Source organism: Rhizobium sp. FG113, assembly GCF_057809895.1.
This window is the reverse complement of the sequence record NZ_JBMDKV010000001.1, coordinates 1500124-1518539: the sequence shown is the minus strand read 5'-3', so window position 1 is coordinate 1518539 and position 18416 is coordinate 1500124. Positions and strand designations below refer to the sequence as shown.

The following is an 18416-nucleotide window of genomic DNA, read 5'->3' as shown; positions in this document are numbered from 1 at the left end:
GGCATCGCGCTTCTGCCTTATGACGCGATCAAAGTTCCTTTGACGCATCGGCCGGGCCGATCCAGACGGACGCCGGCACGATTGACGGCAACGTCGAGAGGCCGTCGATCAGCGCGTGCAGCATTATGTCGACCAATCTATCGGCGGCGTCGATCGGACCGACCAGACCGTCGATCAGCAGCAAGGTCAGCCCGTGAACCTGCGCCCAGAGCGCCAGCACCGCCGTGTCGATCTGGCAATTGTTTTCATCGGTATCCGCAATGGCCTTGCCGATCGCTCCCTCACAAATCGTCGAGACGATCAGGGATCGCATCTCGAAAGCCGCGGTCCGTTCGATGGCCGGGCGGTTGTTGCCCTGCTCTGTGAGCAGGCCTCCGAACATCAATCGATAAAGCGCCGGGTTGGTCACGCCGCTTCGGACATAGGCGCGCATCAAGAGCATCAGGCGTTCGCGCGGTTCGGCTTTGCCTAGTTGGGCCTTGTGCATCTCGTCGGCGAGCCGCTCGAAGCCCACGGCGGAGACGGCCGCCAGCATTTCGCGCTTGTCGGCGAAGTGCTTATAGGGCGCGTTGTGGCTGACGCCGGCCCTGCGCGCCAGTTCTCGCAACGAAAACTCCGTGCTTTGCGATTCACTCAAGACATCGAATGCGGCGTTCAAGATCGCGCGCTGCAGGTCGCCGTGGTGGTAGGGCCGCTCTTCGGATGTGGTTTTCAACTGGGTCATGACACCTCGTGTAATCCCTGATGGTGACGCCGTCAACATTATTGCCATCTAATGTTGACAATAGCAACATTTGCTTTATGTAGACACCGTCAACTTGACAAACGTCAATTTGACGGGGCATCGGCCGGTGTTGGCCGCTGACACCGCAAGCAACCGACGATGACGAAGGAGAAAGACATGCTCGATGGCAAAGTGATTGTTGTAACCGGAGCTGCAAGCGGGATCGGAAGGGCGATCGCTGTTGCGGCCGCTGCCCATGGCGCCCGCGCGGTGATCGTTGGCGACCTCTCGCTGGAACCGAAGGAAGGTGGCGAGACGACGGTTGATCTGGTCCGTTCCTATGGCGCGGAAAGCCGTTTCGTCTCCGTCGATGTGCGCGATCGCGCGCAGATCGACGCGTTGATCACGGCTGCGCAGGACGCCGGCGGTGTGGATTGCGTCGTCTGCAATGCCGGTATCGCGCGGCCCGGCGACGGGCCCGATGTCAGCGAAGAAGACATGGATGCGCTGGTCGCCGTCAATCTCAAGGGCCTGCTTCTGACAGCCCAGGCGTCGGCGGCGGCCATGGCCGGGCGGGGAGGGAGCATCGTGCTGGTCTCCAGCATGGCTGGGCTCAAGGGCACGGCGGTCAATCTCGGCTACGGCGCGACCAAGGCCGGCGTCAATTCGCTCGCTGCCGCTCTCGCCGATGCACATGGGCCTCAGGGCATTCGCGTCAACGCGATCTGCCCCGGCCTCATCGATACCACGCTGGCGCAGTCCTCTTCATCTGGTGTCTCCGAGAAAATGGCCGGCCTGATCGCGCGCATGCCGTTGCGCCGTCTCGGCCGACCCGAGGAGGTTGGCCACGTGGTCGCCTGGCTCGCCTCCGACCTGTCCTCCTATGTCACCGGCGTCGCATTGCCCGTCGATGGCGGTCAGACCGCCGTGCTCTGAACTCCTCTCAACAGCTGTCCGAAAGGGACGACAATGACCCTGTCATGCAATCTCCATGACCGCGCCAAGCCGTTTGCGATGTCGAAAGCGATCGCTGGCGGCAGGCTGCCGAAGCCAACGCTCCGCCTCGCGGCGCTGTGCGGCCTCAGCCTTGCTGCGGCAATCCCCAGCCATGCGACCGATGCGGCTGGCCCGATCGCGGTGACGGTACAGACCGCCACCGCCGATACGCCTGAATTTGGCGTGGAACTCACCGGTTCTGTCGCTGCGCGCAAGGTCAGCGAGGCCGGATTTCGCATCAGCGGCCGGCTGCGGTCTCGCGATGTGGATGTCGGCGACAGGGTGACCAAGGGTCAGATCCTCGCCAACATGGAAGCGGATGTTCAAAACGCCGACGTCTTTGCCGCCGAGGCGGCGGTGCAGTCCGCCGACGCCACCTACCGGCAGCGGGAAGCAGATTTCCAGCGGCAGGTATCGCTGCTCGAAAACGGCGTCGGCACTGAAGCCCAGGTCGAGAACGCGCAGGAGCAGCTGCAGGCTGCCGCCGCGACACAGACGACGTCGCGCGCCAATCTCGGCATTGCCCGCGATAACCTCGCCAACACGGTGCTGCGGGCGCCGGTCACCGGCGTGGTGACGGCGCGCAAGGCCGAGGCGGGGCAGGTGGTGGAGGCGGCGCAATCCGTCTATGCGATTGCCGAGGACGGGGATCGCGATGCGGTCTTCGAGGTCTACGAGGCATTGCTGACCAGACCGCTCAGCGAAAACCGCGTCGATATCCGGCTGGTGGCCAACCCTGCGGTTAAGGTCACCGGCACGGTGCGGGAAGTGTCGCCGGTCATCGACACCGGAACTGGAACGATACGCGTCAAGGTCGCGCTGCCTCGGCAGTTGCCCGCGCCGCTCTCGCTCGGCGCGCCGGTTGCCGGTACGGCGCGGTTCGATGCGGGGCATGGCGTCACTGTGCCCTGGCGGTCGCTCAGCCGGGAGGGTGGAAAGCCTGCCGTCTGGGTGGTGGACCGCGCAACGAACACGGTGTCAGTCAAGCCGGTCACCGTCTCGGCCTATCGTTCGAACACTGTTCTCGTCGGGGAAGGGCTTGGCGATGGCGATCTCGTCGTCACGGCGGGCATCCCGTTCTTGAAGCCCGGCATCACCGTCGAGCCGAGGATAGAGGGAGATGCCCAATGAACATCTCCTATCGCATCGCTATTCTCTCCGCCTGTGTTTCGCTCGCTTCCTGCAACGGCAAGGATGAAGCGGCGTCGCAGCCGCCGCGGCCGGTGCTGACGATGAAGGTCGCCTCCGCTTTTGACGACGGTCCCGGTTTCGCCGGTACCGTGGAGGCGCGCTACCAGACGGCGCGCGGCTTCCAGGTGCTGGGGCGTATCGAGAGCCTCGACGTCGAGGTCGGCGACCGGATCGAGAAAGGCCAGAGACTTGCCGCACTCGACCCGACCTCTTTCCAACTCGATGTCAACTCCAAGATCGGTGACACCGCGCGCGCCGAAGCCAGGCTGAAGAATGCGTCCTCGACGCTCGAGCGGACCAGGCGTCTCGTATCGAGCGGAGCTTCGACGCAGGCCAAGCTCGAAGCCGATATCCAGGGACTTGCCGCCGCGAAAGCGGCGTTGGATCAATCCAATGCCGAGCTCGCCAAGGCGAGGACGCGGGTCGACTACACGACACTTAATGCCGGCGAGGGCGGTGTCGTCGTCAGCAAGGACGCGGATGTCGGCCAGACCGTCAATCCTGGCCAGAACGTTTTGACGATCGCCAGGACCGATGCACGGGAAGTGGCGGTGGACGTTGCCCCCGAGCTTGCCGCATCACTCGGCGCGCAGGAAGCCTTCGACATCGTGCTGCAGGCCGATCCCTTGGTCACGGCCAGGGGCCGCGTGCGGGAGATCGCGCCGCAAGCGGATGCCGTAACCCGAACACGGCGCGTCAAGATCGCGCTTGAAGCGCCGCCGGAACCTTTCAGGCTCGGTGCGACCGTGACCGCCAAGCTCAGCAATCCACCTCGGACGCCAGCCGCCATGCGCATTCCGCGCAGCGCGGTTATGGATTCCGGAGGTGGCGCAAACGTGTGGGTCGTCGACCCGCAGCAGCGAACCGTTCGCACCACCGCCGTCACGATCCAGCAAACCACGGACAATGAAACGCAGATCTCGAGCGGCCTGTCTTCAGGCCAAATCATAGTCGTCGGCGGGGTTTCGGACCTCAAGGACGGCCAGAAGATCCAATTCGATGGAGCGGATGCAAAATGAAATCGTTCAACCTTTCGGAGTGGTCACTCCGTCATCGGTCGCTGATATGGTATTTCATGCTGATCGGCGCGGTCGCCGGGATGCTCGCCTATTTCAATCTCGGCCGGGCCGAAGATCCCGATTTCACGATCAAGACGATGATCGTTCGCGCCAGCTGGCCGGGCGCCACGGTTCAGGAAACCATGGACCAAGTCACCGACCGGATCGAGAAGAAGCTCGAGGAAATCGACAATATCGACTACACCAAGAGCATCTCGTCGCCGGGACAGACGGCGGTCTATCTCTATCTCAAGGATACGACACCTGCAAAGGACGTCGAGGCGACTTGGATCCGCGCGCGCAACCTGATCGGCGACATCCGCCCTGAACTGCCCGAGGGTGTGCAGGGGCCTGTCTTCGACGACGACTTCGGCGACGTCTATGGCAATATCTATGCGTTTACGGCCAATGGCGTCTCGCAGCGTCAGTTGCGCGATTATGTCGAGGATGTGCGCAGGGAAATCCTGGAAGTGCCGGCGGCTGGCAAGGTCAATCTCATCGGCGCGCAGGACGAGGTGATCTATCTCAAGTTCTCGACACGCAAGGTCGCCGCGCTCGGCCTCACGCAGGAAATGGTGATCGAGCGGTTGAAATCGCAAAACGCGGTCGTGCCGTCGGGCGTCGTGGAAGCCAATGGCGAACGCGTGTCGGTGCGCACCTCGGGACAGTTCACCTCGGAGGAAAGCCTGCGGTCGATCAACCTTCGCATCAACGACCGCTTCTTCCGTTTGGGCGATGTGGCCGAGATCAGCCGCGGTTATGTCGATCCGCCACAGCCGCAGTTCCGCTATAACGGCGAGCCGGCCATCGGCCTGGCGATCGGCATGAAGACAGGCGAGAACATCACCACCTTTGGCGAGCAACTCGTGGAGAAGCTTGCAGAAATCCAGAACAAGCTGCCGCATGGCATCGACGTGCATCTGGTCTCCGACCAGCCCCATATCGTCGAGGAGGCCGTCGGCGGCTTCGTCAAGGCGCTGCTCGAGGCCGTCGCAATCGTGCTTGTCGTCTCTTTCGTCAGTTTGGGGATGCGGGCCGGCCTCGTGGTCGCCGTGACGATCCCGCTCGTATTGGCGCTCACCTTTATCATCATGGAAATCTATGGCGTCTCGATGCAGCGCATCTCGCTTGGCGCCCTGATTATTGCGCTCGGCCTGTTGGTGGATGACGCGATGATCGCGGTGGAGATGATGGTGGCGCGGCTGGAGGAGGGCAATCCGCTGCACAAGGCGGCGACCTATGTCTACAGCCACACCGCCTTCCCGATGCTGACGGGTACGCTGGTCACGGTCGTGAGCTTCTTTCCTGTCGCCTTCAACAGCGGCTCGGCCGGTGAGTTCACCTTCACGCTGTTCATCGTGATCGCGGCTTCGCTTCTGATCTCGTGGGTCGTCGCGGTCCTGTTCGTGCCGCTGCTCGGCGTCACCCTGCTGCCGAAGACCATGAAGAAGCACGGAGACCACAAGGGCTGGTTCACCCGCGGCTTCGGCAAGATGTTGCGGATCTGCGTGCGTTTCAAATGGACGACAGTCGTCGTGACGGTCCTTCTGTTCGGTGCCTCGATGTATGGGATGCGCTTCGTGCAGCAGCAGTTCTTCCCCTCTTCGGATCGGGTCGAGCTCGTGGTCGATTGGACGCTGCCGCAGAATTCCTCGATCACCGATACGCGCGAACAGCTGAGCCGCTTCGAGGAGGTCGCGCTCAAGGGGGATGCCGATGTCGAGCGTTGGTCGACCTATATCGGCCAGGGCGCGGTGCGCTTCCTGCTCTCTTTCGACGTCCAGCCGCCGTTGCCGAACTACGGGCAGATCATCGTCGTCGCCAAGGATATCGAGGCACGCGATCGGCTTCGTGAGAAGCTTGAGGGCGTGATCCATCGGGATTTCCCGGGCACCGATGGCTGGGTCCATCTTCTGGAAATCGGCCCGCCCGTCGGTCGCGAAATCCAGTACCGCATCAGTGGTCCCGATATCGATGGCGTGCGCGCGCAGGCACAGAAATTCGCCTCCGCCGTATCCGAAAACCCCAATCTCGGTGTCGCGGTCTATGACTGGTACGAGCCCGGACGCGTGGTGAAGGTGGATGTGCTGCAGGACAAGATCGCGCAGCTCGGCATCACCAACGAGGCCATATCGACAGCGCTGAATGGCGTTATCGGCGGCAGCACGGCGACCCAGGTGCGCGACTCGATCTATCTGGTCGATATCGTAGGGCGCGCCGACGATACGGAGCGCTCGAACATCGATACGCTCTACAATCTCCAGCTTCCGACGCAGAACGGCGGCACCGTGCCGCTCGCGGCGATCGCCACCTTTCGCTACGAGCAGGAGCAGCCCGTCGTCTGGCGCCGCGACCGCATGCCGACGATCACGGTGAAGGCCGCGGTGACCTCGGATGCCCAGCCGGCGACTATCGTCGAGGAGCTGAAGCCGAAGATCGATACGCTGATCTCGGCCCTGCCTGTCGGCTACAAGGCCGAGACCGGCGGCGCGGTTGAGGAGAGCGCCAAGGGGCAGGCACCGATCTTTGCCGTCATTCCGATGATGCTCTTGGTGATGGCGACCATCCTGATGCTGCAGCTGCAAAGCTTCCAGCGTTTGTTCCTGGTCGTTGTCGTGGCGCCGCTCGGACTGATCGGCGTGGTGGCGGCGCTCGTGCCCAGCGGCGCGCCGCTCGGCTTCGTCGCGATCCTCGGTGTCCTGGCGCTGATCGGCATCCTGATCCGTAACTCGGTGATCCTCGTGGTCCAGATCGAGGAAGCCCGGGCAGAAGGCCTCGATGGCTGGACGGCGGTGGTCGAGGCGACGGAGCACCGCATGCGGCCGATCATGCTGACGGCGGCGGCCGCCAGCCTGGCGCTGATCCCGATCGCCTTCGAGATCTTCTGGGGACCGATGGCGTTCGCGATGATGGGCGGCATCGTCGTCGGCACGCTGCTGACGCTGTTCTTCCTGCCGGCGCTCTACATCGGGTGGTTCCGCCTGAAGGAGCCGGAAGTGAAAGCGGATAATGCGGCTGAAGAAGGCCACGTGGCATGATCAGCCCCATAGCCGTCGCCTTTGTCACAGCCTGCACGGCGCTGGTGTCATCGGTGGTCGCGCCGATGATCACCATGCGCATGGGCCGCGCCCAGATCCGCGCTTCGGTGATCTCCAACAACCGGCAGCGCTGGATCGAAACCCTGCGCGACCTGATCGCGGCCTTCTGCGCGCAGGTGACGACGGCGGCTCCGATGCGCAGGACGCTGCTTGACGCCAATGGGGGTATCCTGGTCACCGACCCGGATATCCTCAACAGACTGCAGGAGATCATGAAGACCTTCACGATGATCCGGCTGATGACCAACCCGTTGGAAGCGGATCATCAGGAACTCATTATGGTGCTTACGAAAACGATGACCACATTGCGCACAGCGCCGCTGGATGAGGATCTCGACCCCAGCGTTCGCCAGGCGGTCGAAGAAGTGGTGCAAAAGTCGCAGGTCATCCTGAAGAGGGAGTGGAGCAGGGTCAAGGCGGGTGAATAGACTATCAAGAAGAAGAATCCAGCAACTTGAGACTTCTATTTGGTGCTCCTGTAGTGGCCCATGTCGTCGGACTGGTAATTGATGGAGGTGCTGTAGTGCGAGCGATCCGTCTTCGGCTGCGCGAGCTTATAAGAGACGACGCCGCCGAGGAAGGATCCGTATTGCGCCGAGGCATTGCTATCGATCACGGTCGCGGAATCGACGAAGTCCGCCGGAACGAACACGGTCTGAGGATGTAGGCCATACATGCGGTCGGCATTTGGGGTATCCTCGTCATTCGTGAGTTCTTGTCCCTTACCCCCGGATACCTTCCAAGCGTCTCGTCCAATCTTCCACCTTTCCACTTTCCAGTCGCCGAGCAGCATGAGCACGCCATCCGGAGGCCAAACGACTCAAGGCCGCAATGGCGGCAAGTTCGGATCGGTCGAGGGTGTTGACGTAAAATGTGCTCCAGATACGCGCGAGCGTCCATTCCGGAGAACGGCGCTCTAAGAGCGAGAGATGGTCGCCAGGGGCTACGGTTCCGGGCTCGAGTACGCGGTAATACCAGCCGGTGCGCCCGGTTTCCTGGACCTTGCGGGCCATTGCCTTTTGCGCGAAGCGTTCGTTCAGTTTCCAGCAGGGCTGCCGGCCCTGGCTGATCTCGATCACGGCGCTGCCTAGCCGGAAGACGTCACCGATGGCGGCTTCGTCTTCAGTCAGGCCCGACGTTGCGATGTTTTCGCCGAATGCGCCTGGTTTCGCGAGGATCGGCTGTTCGCCGAGTTGCCCGGTCCAGAAGGCATAGTGGTCGAAAGGGTAGTGGTGGACGGCCTTCTCCGGCCCGCCATGCCTGACGGTATCGCCCTGCATGTCGCCGACAAAGCCGGCCTCCGACAGTTGCAGCGGTGCTGAAACCTCCGATTTGTCGATGCCGCTCAAAACACCTTTCGGACCGAGCGGTGCAAGCGCGCCGACCCGCAGACTGAGGATCGGCAGGTTGGTCATCTCGTTTGCCCGCGTCATGTTGCCAGGTCCGTCTTGAGGCCGGCGAGCCACTCTCGAAGCAGCGTGCGGGCAGCCATGGCCAGAGGCGGGCCATATAGTGCAGCATCGCGCCGCAACGCTGCTATATCGATGCCGGCCGAACCGAGTTCGGCGGCGTGGCCGACCAGCCAACGCTCAAAGCGTTGATCGGTTTCGGCTTCGGGATGAAACTGCAGGCCGAGCACGTTCTCGCCGATCGAAAAGGCCTGCTGCTCGACCAGAGCCGAGGATGCCAGGTTGGCAGCACCCAGCGGCAGCCCATAGGTGTCGCCATGCCAGTGAAGAACGTGGACGTCCTCCAGGTGCCTCAACGGGCTCGACATTCCGTCATCGGTCAGCATGAGCTTGGAAAAGCCGATTTCCTTCAAGCCTGTCGGGAACACCTTCTCGCCGAGGGCCGCCGCAATCAACTGGGCGCCGAGGCAGATCCCGAGCGTCGGCAGGCCGCCTTCGAGCCTTGCGCGGATGAAGGCGCGCTCGACCTCTAAAAACGGATAGTGTTCGTCATACACTCCGATCGGCCCGCCGAGGATGACGAGAAGATCGGGCGCGCGTGGATCGCCGACGCAAAAATCGAGATCGCCGACGTCGCTGTATCGGATGTCATAGCCGGCTTCCATCAAAGTATCGGCGAAGAGGCCTAGACCTTCGAAGTGCACGTGCCGGAGCGCTAGAACGGTTTTTGTCATGGTCTCTTGTCTGTTTCTCTGGAGGTGGCGGGAATGTCGCATCGACCATCGGCGCAGCCGGCTTCATGCGCCGGAATGGGGGTCGCGAGCGCCATGGCGATTCGTGCGCCCACAATCATGTCCTCTTCGACGCCGAAGGCATGATGGAGAAGCGTACCGCCCCGGCCGATCAGCACCGAGGAAGGAGTACCACGCAGGCCGAAACGGCGCATCGTAACCGGAATGTCCGAGGTGTCATCGGCCATATCAACGCCGACCGGCGATGTTATGCCGTATTCGTGGAGGAAGGCCCGCAGCGTGACCGGCGACATGGCGGCATGATGCTCAAAAACGGTATGGAGGCCGATTACCTGCAACTCGCTGTGAGCAAACAGCTTCTCGATGCGCTTGACCTGCGGCAGGGCTTCGGACACGCAACCGGGGCAAAGCAGCTGGAAGCTATGCAGGAAGACGGGGCGGTCACGCAGGCCCGCCAGCGTCAGCGGCACTGCCGTGTTGAACCATTCGCTGACGGCAAGCTCCGGCACGATATGCGCTTTGGGTGTCGCCCTGCCGTCGGTTGCTGTTGCCTTGTTCGGGGCATCGGGGGTAAATCTGCCCATGTTCTTTCTCTCTATTAGCCTGGAGGGGAGAATATGCCGGTTCGTCGATGGCAGTCGGCGAACCGGCGCGTTTGTCACGTCGTTACTTGGCCGGTTCGACCTTGCCCGGCAGGCTGAGGTCGCCGGACGCGACCTTGAAGACATCGCTGACACACAGAAGCGGCGCATGCAGGTTGCCGTTGACCTTGAGCCCTGCTGTCACACCGTCAAAGGCCGCGCCCTTGATGCCGTTGATCAGCGAGAGCGGTATCTCGACATCGACCTCGTCGCCTGTGAAGGTCGTCGGATAAGCCGGGCTGTCGATCAGAAGCGGTACGCCCGGCCAGGTCGCCGGTACCTTGGGCTTGGTGCCCTTCGGGATATCCACCACCTTCAGGCCGGCGCCGCAGGCCTTGTCCTTGGCAAGGACGACCCAATGCGAATGCCAGACATGACGGTTCTTAGTGCCATTTGCGCCATCATCGAAATCGGGATGGAAGGTGACGGCGAGGGCGACGATGCCCTGTTTCTTCTCAAAGCCGACATCGCTGCTATCGAGGCTGGTCGGCCAGACATAGGCATAAACGCTCGAACCTTCGAACTTGCCGGTCGCATCCGGCTTGTCCTTGCCGGCCTCGCCGCGAACGCGGGTGGAAAAGACCACCTTGTCGCCCTTTGTCGTGATCTTCGTTTCGATGATATCGAGCGAGGCGTTGACTGCCTGGTTCGCTTTCGCCTTGATTGCGTGGGCGCTCGCAGTCGACTGGCATAGCAGCGCCGTTACGGCGACGACGAGCGTGCCGGTCAAGAATGCTCTCAACATGTGGGTGGTTCCTTTCTCTTGTTTGCCTGGAGGGCGTTCGGTTATCCCGCTTCAAATGCGTCCCAGGTGGCAGCCCGGGACGTGGGATCGGCTAGTTCGTGCTCGCGGCAATCGACGCGGAGTTCCCGCTGGCCGAATGGCGCATGCACGAAATGACAGTGGTGCGGCTTATCGCTTTGAGGATGGGCAAATGGGTCGAAGTAGCGACAGGTGACGCACATGCGCTGCACGGGGATGGCGTTCTTCTCCTGCAGTTGCCGAATAATCGTAATCAGCGTCACCAGCAATTCTTCCTGCGCGGCATCGCCGAGGCCACCGATTGCGCTGCTGATCAGATCTCCTGCGGTCTCTTGGCTCAGTAGAGCCGCGCCTTTCACGCTCAAATGAACATCGACGGATCGGCCATCTGCAAGTCCCGCCCGCTTTTCGACATGGCCCTTTTTCTCGAGCGCATTGATGGAATCGGTCGCCGTCGGCTGCGAGACGCCGAGATGGGCGGCAATCATCTTTACGCCAAGCCCATGCGGTCTGCCTTCAAGAAGCACGAGGATCGCAAGCTGGGTCGGGTTGAGGCCGAGCGCCTTGGCCCTCTCCCACTCGTCGGCTCGCAAAGCTGCAGCCACTCTCGACAAGCCTTCGAGGATGCGAAAATTGACGGAATTCGGATTCTTCGGTGTTTCCATATTTGATAAATATAGGAATCCTATCTATATGGCAAATGGAAACTTGTGTGATATCGCAATCAGCAGAGGTGGGACGGATACGCGGCACTTCGTCCCTTGAAAGACAAGGTCATCCTTCTGCCAACGACGTCTTTGATCAGATTTTTCGTGCGCTGGAGGATTTCGTCGAGCGCCTGACTGTTGCTGCCGGATCAGCTCTTGAACTAGGTCGCGTCGCCCGTCCTCAGGCGCTCAGCCGAAAGCCGCCGATAGCCACCGGCGGCATGGAGCCGATCCTTCGCTTCCAGTCGGAGACTCGAGGCATGAGCGATAGCCGTGTTTGCAATAACTCAAGAAACTAGATATTTATGAGCTATAGAAAAGGTATCTATAACTCATGCAGTGGAACTGGCAGGACGCCGACTGGCCGAATTTCAAATATGATGCTTTCGCCATGCTCGCATCGGAGCAAAGGTTTCTGCAGTCTTCCGGCGAGCTAATAGGAGCCGTTCGACACCTCAATGATGATGACAGCAGTCAGCTACGCATAGAGCTGTTGAGCGACGAAGCTATCAAGACCTCCGAAATTGAAGGTGAATATCTTGATCGGGTAAGCGTCCAGTCCTCGCTTCGCCGGCAGTTCGGACTGAGTACCGATGGCCGCTCCGTGCGTCCTCAGGAGCGTGGGATTGCGGAGATGATGGCAGATGTCTATCGAAACTGGAGCGGAGCGCTGTGCCACGGGGAGCTTTTCAACTGGCACACGATGCTGATGGCAGGTAATCGTCATCTAGACGTGATCGGTGCCTATCGCCGGCATGAAGATGCTATGCAGATCGTGTCGGGTCGACTGGACAAACCGACGATCCACTTCGAGGCGCCTGCATCCAGCCGGGTTGCCCAGGAAATGGAGAATTTCATTGCGTGGTTCAACCAATCGCGGCCGAATGGGCAGCTCCAACTGCCAGCATTGACGCGCGCAGCCATCGGACATCTCTACTTCGAGAGCATCCATCCTTTTGAGGATGGCAACGGCAGGATTGGGCGCGCTCTCGCTGAGAAGTCACTCGCTCAAAACGTGGGACAACCAAGCCTCATCTCGCTTGCGTTCACAATCGAAAAAAATCGGAAAGCCTACTATCTGGAACTCGAACGTCACCAGCGGTCGCTCGATATCGACGGTTGGGTGACGTATTTTTCCCAGACGATCCTTGAAGCTCAACAAGCGACGATCGATCGAACAGCTTTCTTCATTCGCAAAGCAAAGTTCTACGATCGATTTCGAGGCCAACTCAGTGGGAGACAAGAGAAGGTTGTTGCCCGCATTTTCCGGGAGGGTATTGCGGGTTTCAAAGGCGGTCTCAGCGCGGAGAATTACATTTCGATCACGGGCGTATCGCGCGCAACAGCTACACGCGACCTTCAGCAACTCGTAGCGATCGGCGCTTTTACGCGCACTGGAGAGCGCCGGCACACGCGTTATACGCTGCGCCTTCAGGGCTAACAGCCTATAAGCGGTATCGGCCGCTGACTGACTCGCTCGCCACGCTGGCGGCCAGCTTGGAGCGGCAAAAACAAGCCCTAGATAACGGCTTGGAACGTTCAGGCGTTTCAGGCATTTACCCGCGCCTCCTGGTTGAGGTGAATTTGCACATGGGGGCATCGTGAGCGATACGCAAACCAACACGCTGACACTGAACGACGTCACTGTCATCGAGGATTCCAAGCTGAAGAAGGCGATCACCGCGGCCGCCCTCGGCAATGCGATGGAATGGTTCGATTTCGGCGTCTATGGGTTCGTCGCAGCCACGGTTGGCAAGGTATTTTTTCCTGAAGCTTCACCGGCAGTGCAGACTGTTGCCGCACTCGCAACCTTCTCCGTACCGTTTCTCGTGCGGCCGTTGGGCGGTGTGTTTTTCGGCTCCATGGGTGACAAGTTCGGTCGACAAAAGGTTTTGTCGCTGACGATCGTCATCATGGCAGTCAGCACGTTCTGTATTGGCCTGATACCGAGCTATGCGATGATTGGCCTGTGGGCACCCATCCTGCTGCTTGTGTGTAAGCTCGTCCAAGGGTTCTCGGTTGGCGGTGAATACACCGGCGCCGCCATATTTGTCGCGGAATATTCGCCTGATCGCAGGCGCGGCTTTCTCGGAAGCTGGCTCGATTTCGGCTCGATCGCCGGATTTGTTCTCGGCGCCGGACTGGTCGTCGTCCTGACCGCGGCGATGAGCGAGGCCAATTTCCTGGCCTGGGGTTGGCGGCTGCCTTTCTTTCTCGCTGCCCCATTGGGTCTCATCGGCCTTTATCTGCGGCATGCCGCTGAGGAAACACCGGCCTTCACCGAACGTCTGAAGCGAACCGAGAAGGAAGACAAGCAGACGTTGTCCGAACGGCCAATGATCCCGATAGCCGAAATCATCCAAAGGCATCCAAGGTCCCTGGCAATATGCATCGGCATGGTGCTTGTCACCAATGTTACCTACTACATGCTCCTGACCTATATGCCGACCTATCTGGCGAAAACCCTCGGATATACGGAGGACCATGGCGCTCTGATCATCATCGCGGTCATGGTTGGTATGTTGTTCGTGCAGCCGCTGGTCGGGTTCCTGAGTGACCGCATCGGCCGTCGGCCGTTTCTCGCGGTTGGAAGCTTGATCATCCTCGCCTTGTCGTTGCCGGCATTTCATCTGATAGCGAGCGGCAACACGATCGGCATCTTCTTTGGTCTGTTGATCCTTGCGATCGGTCTGAATTGCCTTGTCGGGATCATGGCCGCAACTCTGCCCGCGTTGTTTCCTGCGCGAATTCGCTACAGCGCGCTCGCCATATCCTTCAACATCTCGATCATCGTCGCCGGCCTCACACCCACTGTGGCGGCATGGTTGGTCGAAGCGACCGACAACATCTATATGCCGGCGTATTACCTCATGATTGCCGCAGCCGCGGGTCTTCTGACGACCTTTTTCCTGAAGGAGACGGCCAATCGGCCCCTTTATGGAGATACGCCGAACGCTTCCAGCCGCAAAGAGGCAAGGGCGCTTCTTGCGGAGCATTATCTATACATCGAGGAAAGCGTCGAAAAGATCGATGAAGCGATAGCGGAGTTGGCCGAGCAGATGCAACTTCTTCAGCAGAAGCGTGACAAGCTCGTGGGCCAACACCCCGAACTGAATTGATCGCCCACGAGGTGTGCGAAGCAGGAAGATCGTCCCCGAGGGCGCTGCCCCTAGTGTGCTTCGAACGAGACTCTTCGGGCCAATTCGAGTTCCGACCCCTCGCTTGATAACGCGTCGCGTTTCGTCATCGGCAATTTCCTCCGCAGTTGAGACGTAGCGATTGTCTTTGAGGTTCCGCGAATAGGAGCACGCTTTGCGACGATCAACCCCGAAAATCAGATAACGGTTTGCAAGCCGAGCTCGACCACGCGTCCTGTTGGAAGGCCGAAATAGTCGGTAGCGTTGCCTGCGTTCTGGGCGAGTACGATGAACAGGCGATCCTGCCAGAAAGGCATGCCGCCTTTCTTGGATGGGAGGATCGTCCGGCGCGACAGGAAGAACGATGTCGACATGATGTCGAACTTCAGACCAAGCTTGCGAACAAGCACAAGCGCGCGCGGGATGTTGGGCGTTTCCATATATCCGAACGTGATCACCAGCCGGCTGAACAGTGGGCTGAAGCTTTCAAGGAATATCTTCTCGTCGTCAGCAACGAACGGCTCCGTTGCAGTCACGACGCTCAGAATGACATTGTGCTCGTGAAGAACCTTGTAGTGCTTGAGGCTGTGCAGCAGTGCGGTTGGTGCACCCTCGACGTCGCTTGTCAGGAAAACGGCGGTTCCAGGCACAGTCGTTGGTGGTCTCTTCGTCAACCTCTGTATGATCCCTTCCAGCGGTACCTCGTCCGCACGCGTCCGAGACGCCAGTAGCCGACGGCCAGCCATCCATGTCTGCATGATGAGGGCCATCGTGCATGCAACCGTGACCGGAACCCAGCCGCCTTCCGGAAATTTGGCGATGTTTGCTACGAAGAACCCGGCGTCGATCAGGAAGAGGGGCACGATGATCGCTGTGGTGGTGAGCGTCGTCCATCTCCAGATGTGTTTCATGACGACGAACAGCAGGATGCTGGTGATCAGCATCTCGCCCGTAACCGCGATGCCGTATGCGGCAGACAGTCCGCTTGAGCTTCTGAAATACAAAACAAGTGCAATAACGAACACGAATAGGAATGCGTTCACCTGTGGCATGAAGATCTGCCCGGAGTGCGTCTCGGAAGTGTGCAGGATCTGCAGGCGTGGCAATAAGTTGAGGTGCATTGCCTGGCGCACAAGCGAATATGCCCCCGAAATGACTGCCTGGCTCGCGATCACCGTTGCTGCGGTTGCCAGGCACACGATTGGCACACGCGCCCATTCGGGATGCATGCCGAAGAATGGGTGGTCGGTCATGCCGGGATTTGCGAGAACGAACGCGCCTTGTCCGAAGTAGTTGAGAAGCAGGCATGGAAAGACGAGCGAGAACCACGCCACCACGATCGGTCGCCTGCCGAAATGGCCGAGGTCGACGTAGAGTGCCTCAGCGCCGGTGACAGCGAGGAAGACCGCGCCGAGGACGGCGATAGCGTGACCGACATTGTTCGATGCATAAAAAACACCGTGAAGCGGATTGATGGCGCTAAAAATTTCCAGATCATCGAGAATATGGACGGCGCCGCTTACTCCTAGGACCAGAAACCATAACGCCATGACGGGGCCGAAGACCGAAGCAACGCCACCTGTCCCGAAACGTTGAACGAAAAACAGTACGGCAATGATCGTAACGGTGATCGGAACGATCCATGCCGACAGGCCGGGCGCGACCACCTGGATCCCTTCGACGGCGGACAGAACCGAAATTGCTGGGGTAATGATGGCGTCGCCAAGGAAGAGAGAAGCTCCCGCGACGCCCAAGACGAGAATCCACGCTGGCTTGTCGGTGAAGCTCTGCCGGGCAAGCGTCATCAGGGACAGCGTTCCCCCTTCGCCCCGATTGTCAGCCCGAAGAACGAACATCACGTATTTAACCGTGACGACGATAGTCAGTGCCCACACGATGAGTGAAAGAATGCCGAGCACGTTCTCCCGGTGCGATCCCGATCCCGCCGTGGCGTGAAGTGCTTCGCGAAAAGCGTAGAGGGGGCTTGTCCCGATGTCACCGTATACGACCCCGAGGGCAGCCAACACCAGTGACGGCAGACCGTTGCGCGATTCAGTTGCTAGTTCTGGGTCTTCGGAGCGAAGTTGGGGGTATGTCACCGAGCAATCCTGACGGAAGCGACTTTGTTTTCAACATTGTAGGTGATGATATCGCTGAACGCTCGAATGTTCGATTGGTTCGATCGGATGAACCACAGCATTTAAGATTTGCCAAAAAGGAAAAGAGGCCGCGTATGGCTATCCTGTTTCGAACGGTCTGCCACACGACATCAGGGCAGATCCTTCAGCATCCGAATCCGGTTTGCTGTTGTGAAGGCAATAACCTTGTCCTGCTCGATTGCCCGCAACACCGCTAGGATTTCATCGTGCGTAAACCCGCTCTCGCGAAGCGGGTCGCTGATATCAAGCAAACTGATCGTTACCTTGCGCTTCGCCTTGAGTGCCCGAAGCCTCGCGATGAGGGCGTTTTCTGTTTCGCTAAATCGACTCATCTGATGCTTTCGTTGGTTGCGTGTCCTCGCGTTGCTCTGCGCGCCGCGTATCGACCTGGAGAGATACCGCTCTTGAGGTCCTCACGCTGAAGTTCCTCGACGTCAAACAAATCCCGTATGTCCGCCAAACGCAACCTGTTCATCATCAAGGTTTCCTGTGCCAATCCTCTTGCTTTCTCCCGACAGTAATTCGGCGCCTTCGTCTGTTTCACTTTGAGCACGCCCCCGGCCTTGTCCGCCGCGAGCTTCCTCCTCGCCGTCAAATGCTCGATCATCCTCACCGGTGACCAATCGGTCAGTCTTCGCCTCAGAGAGTGCGGCGTCGATCACGGACTGCCGGTTGGCCACCCATGCAATGCCGGGTTCGGCGACAGAAACGCTCTGATCGATCCGCGTCGCATTTGATGGCGCTGTTGGCGAAAGCTTGGAAATCTTCTCGACCATCAGTCCTTCCTCTTACCGTGAAGCAGCCTAAGTCGCTTGGAACGCTTTTTTTCCCTCGGCGTCGAGTGCCCTGAATTGATCGTCGGTCAGCGTTACGTCCGCCGCGCGGACGTTCTCCTCCAGATGTTTGACTTTAGAGGTGCCCGGAATCGGTAGCATGACCGGGCTACGCTTCAAGACCCATGCAAGTGCGATCTGACTTGGTGACACGCCGTGTTGCTTTGCAACCGTATCCAGAAGAGATCCGGGCTTCGCCAGTTCTCCGGCCGCCAGTGGATACCACGGGATGAAGCCAATTCCGTGCTTCGTGCAATAGTCGAGGACGTCCTCGCTCGTGCGATCCACCAAGTTGTACCTGTTCTGCACCGTGGCCACCTTAAAGACCTTCGATGCAGCCTCGATATCAGCCACCGACACCTCGCTGAGCCCCGCATGGCGGATAAGGCCAGAGTCGATGAGCGACTTGATGGCGTCAAACTGCTCTTTAGCTGGTACCTTTGAATCGATCCTGTGCAGTTGCCATAAATCAATCCTTTCAACGCCCAGATTTCGAAGGCTCTTGTGTACCTGTTGAATTAGGTACTCGGGACGCCCGACAGGCAGCCAGATATCCGGGCCGTGCCGGGTAAGGCCACCCTTCGTGGCGACGATTGATCCATCGTTATAAGGGTAAAGCGCTTCCTTAATCAGCCATTCGGAAACATCTGGCCCGTATGAATCGGCAGTGTCGATGAAGTTGACCCCAAGCGAGGGGAGACGCTCTAGCGTTCGGATCGCTTCACCATGATCTGCGGGAGGTCCCCAAATGCCGGGGCCGGTCACGCGCATGGCGCCGAACCCCAAGCGGTTCACCTCCATGTCTCCGCCGATCTTGAACGATCCTGATTTCGCCGCACTGTACTCGGTCATCGCCAAACTCCGCCGTCGCATGTTGTTGATCGATATCGTGAAGGTAGTGGCGCGAGGTGGTTGTTAAAGTGGTCTTGATGACATTTCGACACACGC

18 protein-coding genes are annotated in these 18416 nt (G+C 59.8%); 7 read left to right on the top strand and 11 right to left on the bottom strand.

Annotation, left to right across the window (positions count from 1 at the left end; translation table 11 throughout):
• Positions 1-28: 28 nt before the first annotated feature.
• Positions 29-724 carry a TetR/AcrR family transcriptional regulator gene (locus ACODTZ_RS06865; protein WP_489024697.1) on the bottom strand — a complete coding sequence of 232 codons (696 nt, stop codon included), beginning with the start codon at positions 722-724 and terminating at the stop codon, positions 29-31.
• A 177-nt stretch (positions 725-901) separates the two neighbouring features.
• On the opposite strand from ACODTZ_RS06865, the gene ACODTZ_RS06860 reads away from it, so the two are divergent.
• From ACODTZ_RS06860 to ACODTZ_RS06840, 5 genes are read left to right on the top strand one after another with little or no spacing between them, the layout of a single operon-like run.
• Entirely contained in the window at positions 902-1660 is a 759-nt protein-coding gene (locus tag ACODTZ_RS06860) for an SDR family NAD(P)-dependent oxidoreductase (RefSeq protein ID WP_489024696.1), read from the top strand.
• A gap of 33 nt (positions 1661-1693) precedes the next feature.
• Positions 1694-2851: an efflux RND transporter periplasmic adaptor subunit gene (locus ACODTZ_RS06855; RefSeq protein ID WP_489024694.1), complete on the top strand. Its 1158-nt coding sequence runs from the start codon at positions 1694-1696 to the stop codon at positions 2849-2851.
• Positions 2848-3930, top strand: a complete 1083-nt coding sequence (locus ACODTZ_RS06850; protein ID WP_489024692.1) for an efflux RND transporter periplasmic adaptor subunit — start codon at positions 2848-2850, stop codon at positions 3928-3930. Before ACODTZ_RS06855 ends, ACODTZ_RS06850 begins: the two co-directional genes overlap by 4 nt.
• Entirely contained in the window at positions 3927-7007 is a 3081-nt protein-coding gene (locus ACODTZ_RS06845; RefSeq protein ID WP_489024690.1) for an efflux RND transporter permease subunit, read from the top strand. The genes ACODTZ_RS06850 and ACODTZ_RS06845 overlap by 4 nt, the downstream gene beginning before the upstream one ends.
• Positions 7004-7495, top strand: coding sequence for a hypothetical protein (locus ACODTZ_RS06840; RefSeq protein WP_489024688.1), 492 nt, complete (start codon positions 7004-7006; stop codon positions 7493-7495). The genes ACODTZ_RS06845 and ACODTZ_RS06840 overlap by 4 nt, the downstream gene beginning before the upstream one ends.
• Positions 7496-7530: 35 nt before the next feature.
• Here the strand turns inward: ACODTZ_RS06840 and ACODTZ_RS06835 are convergent, their stop codons facing one another.
• The 6 genes from ACODTZ_RS06835 to ACODTZ_RS06810 all read right to left on the bottom strand — a co-directional run bounded on the left by ACODTZ_RS06835 (position 7531) and on the right by ACODTZ_RS06810 (position 11237).
• Complete coding sequence (locus tag ACODTZ_RS06835; RefSeq protein WP_489024686.1) at positions 7531-7743, bottom strand: hypothetical protein; 213 nt, start codon at positions 7741-7743, stop codon at positions 7531-7533.
• Between the two features lie 46 nt (positions 7744-7789).
• Positions 7790-8482 (bottom strand): MOSC domain-containing protein, encoded by a 693-nt coding sequence (locus ACODTZ_RS06830; protein ID WP_489024822.1) that lies wholly within the window; start codon positions 8480-8482, stop codon positions 7790-7792.
• 14 nt (positions 8483-8496) lie between these two features.
• Positions 8497-9210 (bottom strand): glutamine amidotransferase, encoded by a 714-nt coding sequence (locus tag ACODTZ_RS06825; protein WP_489024685.1) that lies wholly within the window; start codon positions 9208-9210, stop codon positions 8497-8499.
• Positions 9207-9812: a thioredoxin domain-containing protein gene (locus tag ACODTZ_RS06820; protein ID WP_489024684.1), complete on the bottom strand. Its 606-nt coding sequence runs from the start codon at positions 9810-9812 to the stop codon at positions 9207-9209. The genes ACODTZ_RS06825 and ACODTZ_RS06820 overlap by 4 nt, the downstream gene beginning before the upstream one ends.
• Positions 9813-9894: 82 nt before the next feature.
• Positions 9895-10614 (bottom strand): hypothetical protein, encoded by a 720-nt coding sequence (locus tag ACODTZ_RS06815; protein ID WP_489024682.1) that lies wholly within the window; start codon positions 10612-10614, stop codon positions 9895-9897.
• Between the two features lie 41 nt (positions 10615-10655).
• Entirely contained in the window at positions 10656-11237 is a 582-nt protein-coding gene (locus ACODTZ_RS06810) for a MarR family winged helix-turn-helix transcriptional regulator (protein WP_489024680.1), read from the bottom strand.
• A gap of 436 nt (positions 11238-11673) precedes the next feature.
• Between ACODTZ_RS06810 and ACODTZ_RS06805 the strand changes: the two genes are divergently transcribed.
• Positions 11674-12780, top strand: a complete 1107-nt coding sequence (locus ACODTZ_RS06805) for a Fic family protein (RefSeq protein ID WP_489024679.1) — start codon at positions 11674-11676, stop codon at positions 12778-12780.
• Between the two features lie 160 nt (positions 12781-12940).
• Positions 12941-14458 (top strand): glycine betaine/L-proline transporter ProP, encoded by a 1518-nt coding sequence (gene proP, locus ACODTZ_RS06800; RefSeq protein WP_489024678.1) that lies wholly within the window; start codon positions 12941-12943, stop codon positions 14456-14458.
• 215 nt (positions 14459-14673) lie between these two features.
• Here the strand turns inward: proP and ACODTZ_RS06795 are convergent, their stop codons facing one another.
• The 4 genes from ACODTZ_RS06795 to ACODTZ_RS06780 all read right to left on the bottom strand — a co-directional run bounded on the left by ACODTZ_RS06795 (position 14674) and on the right by ACODTZ_RS06780 (position 18320).
• Positions 14674-16575, bottom strand: a complete 1902-nt coding sequence (locus tag ACODTZ_RS06795; RefSeq protein ID WP_489024677.1) for a potassium transporter Kup — start codon at positions 16573-16575, stop codon at positions 14674-14676.
• A gap of 170 nt (positions 16576-16745) precedes the next feature.
• Entirely contained in the window at positions 16746-16967 is a 222-nt protein-coding gene (locus ACODTZ_RS06790) for a hypothetical protein (protein WP_111563739.1), read from the bottom strand.
• Positions 16968-17069: 102 nt separating this feature from the next.
• Positions 17070-17411 (bottom strand): hypothetical protein, encoded by a 342-nt coding sequence (locus ACODTZ_RS06785; RefSeq protein ID WP_489024676.1) that lies wholly within the window; start codon positions 17409-17411, stop codon positions 17070-17072.
• Between the two features lie 27 nt (positions 17412-17438).
• Positions 17439-18320 (bottom strand): aldo/keto reductase, encoded by an 882-nt coding sequence (locus tag ACODTZ_RS06780; RefSeq protein ID WP_489024675.1) that lies wholly within the window; start codon positions 18318-18320, stop codon positions 17439-17441.
• Positions 18321-18416: the final 96 nt, after the last annotated feature.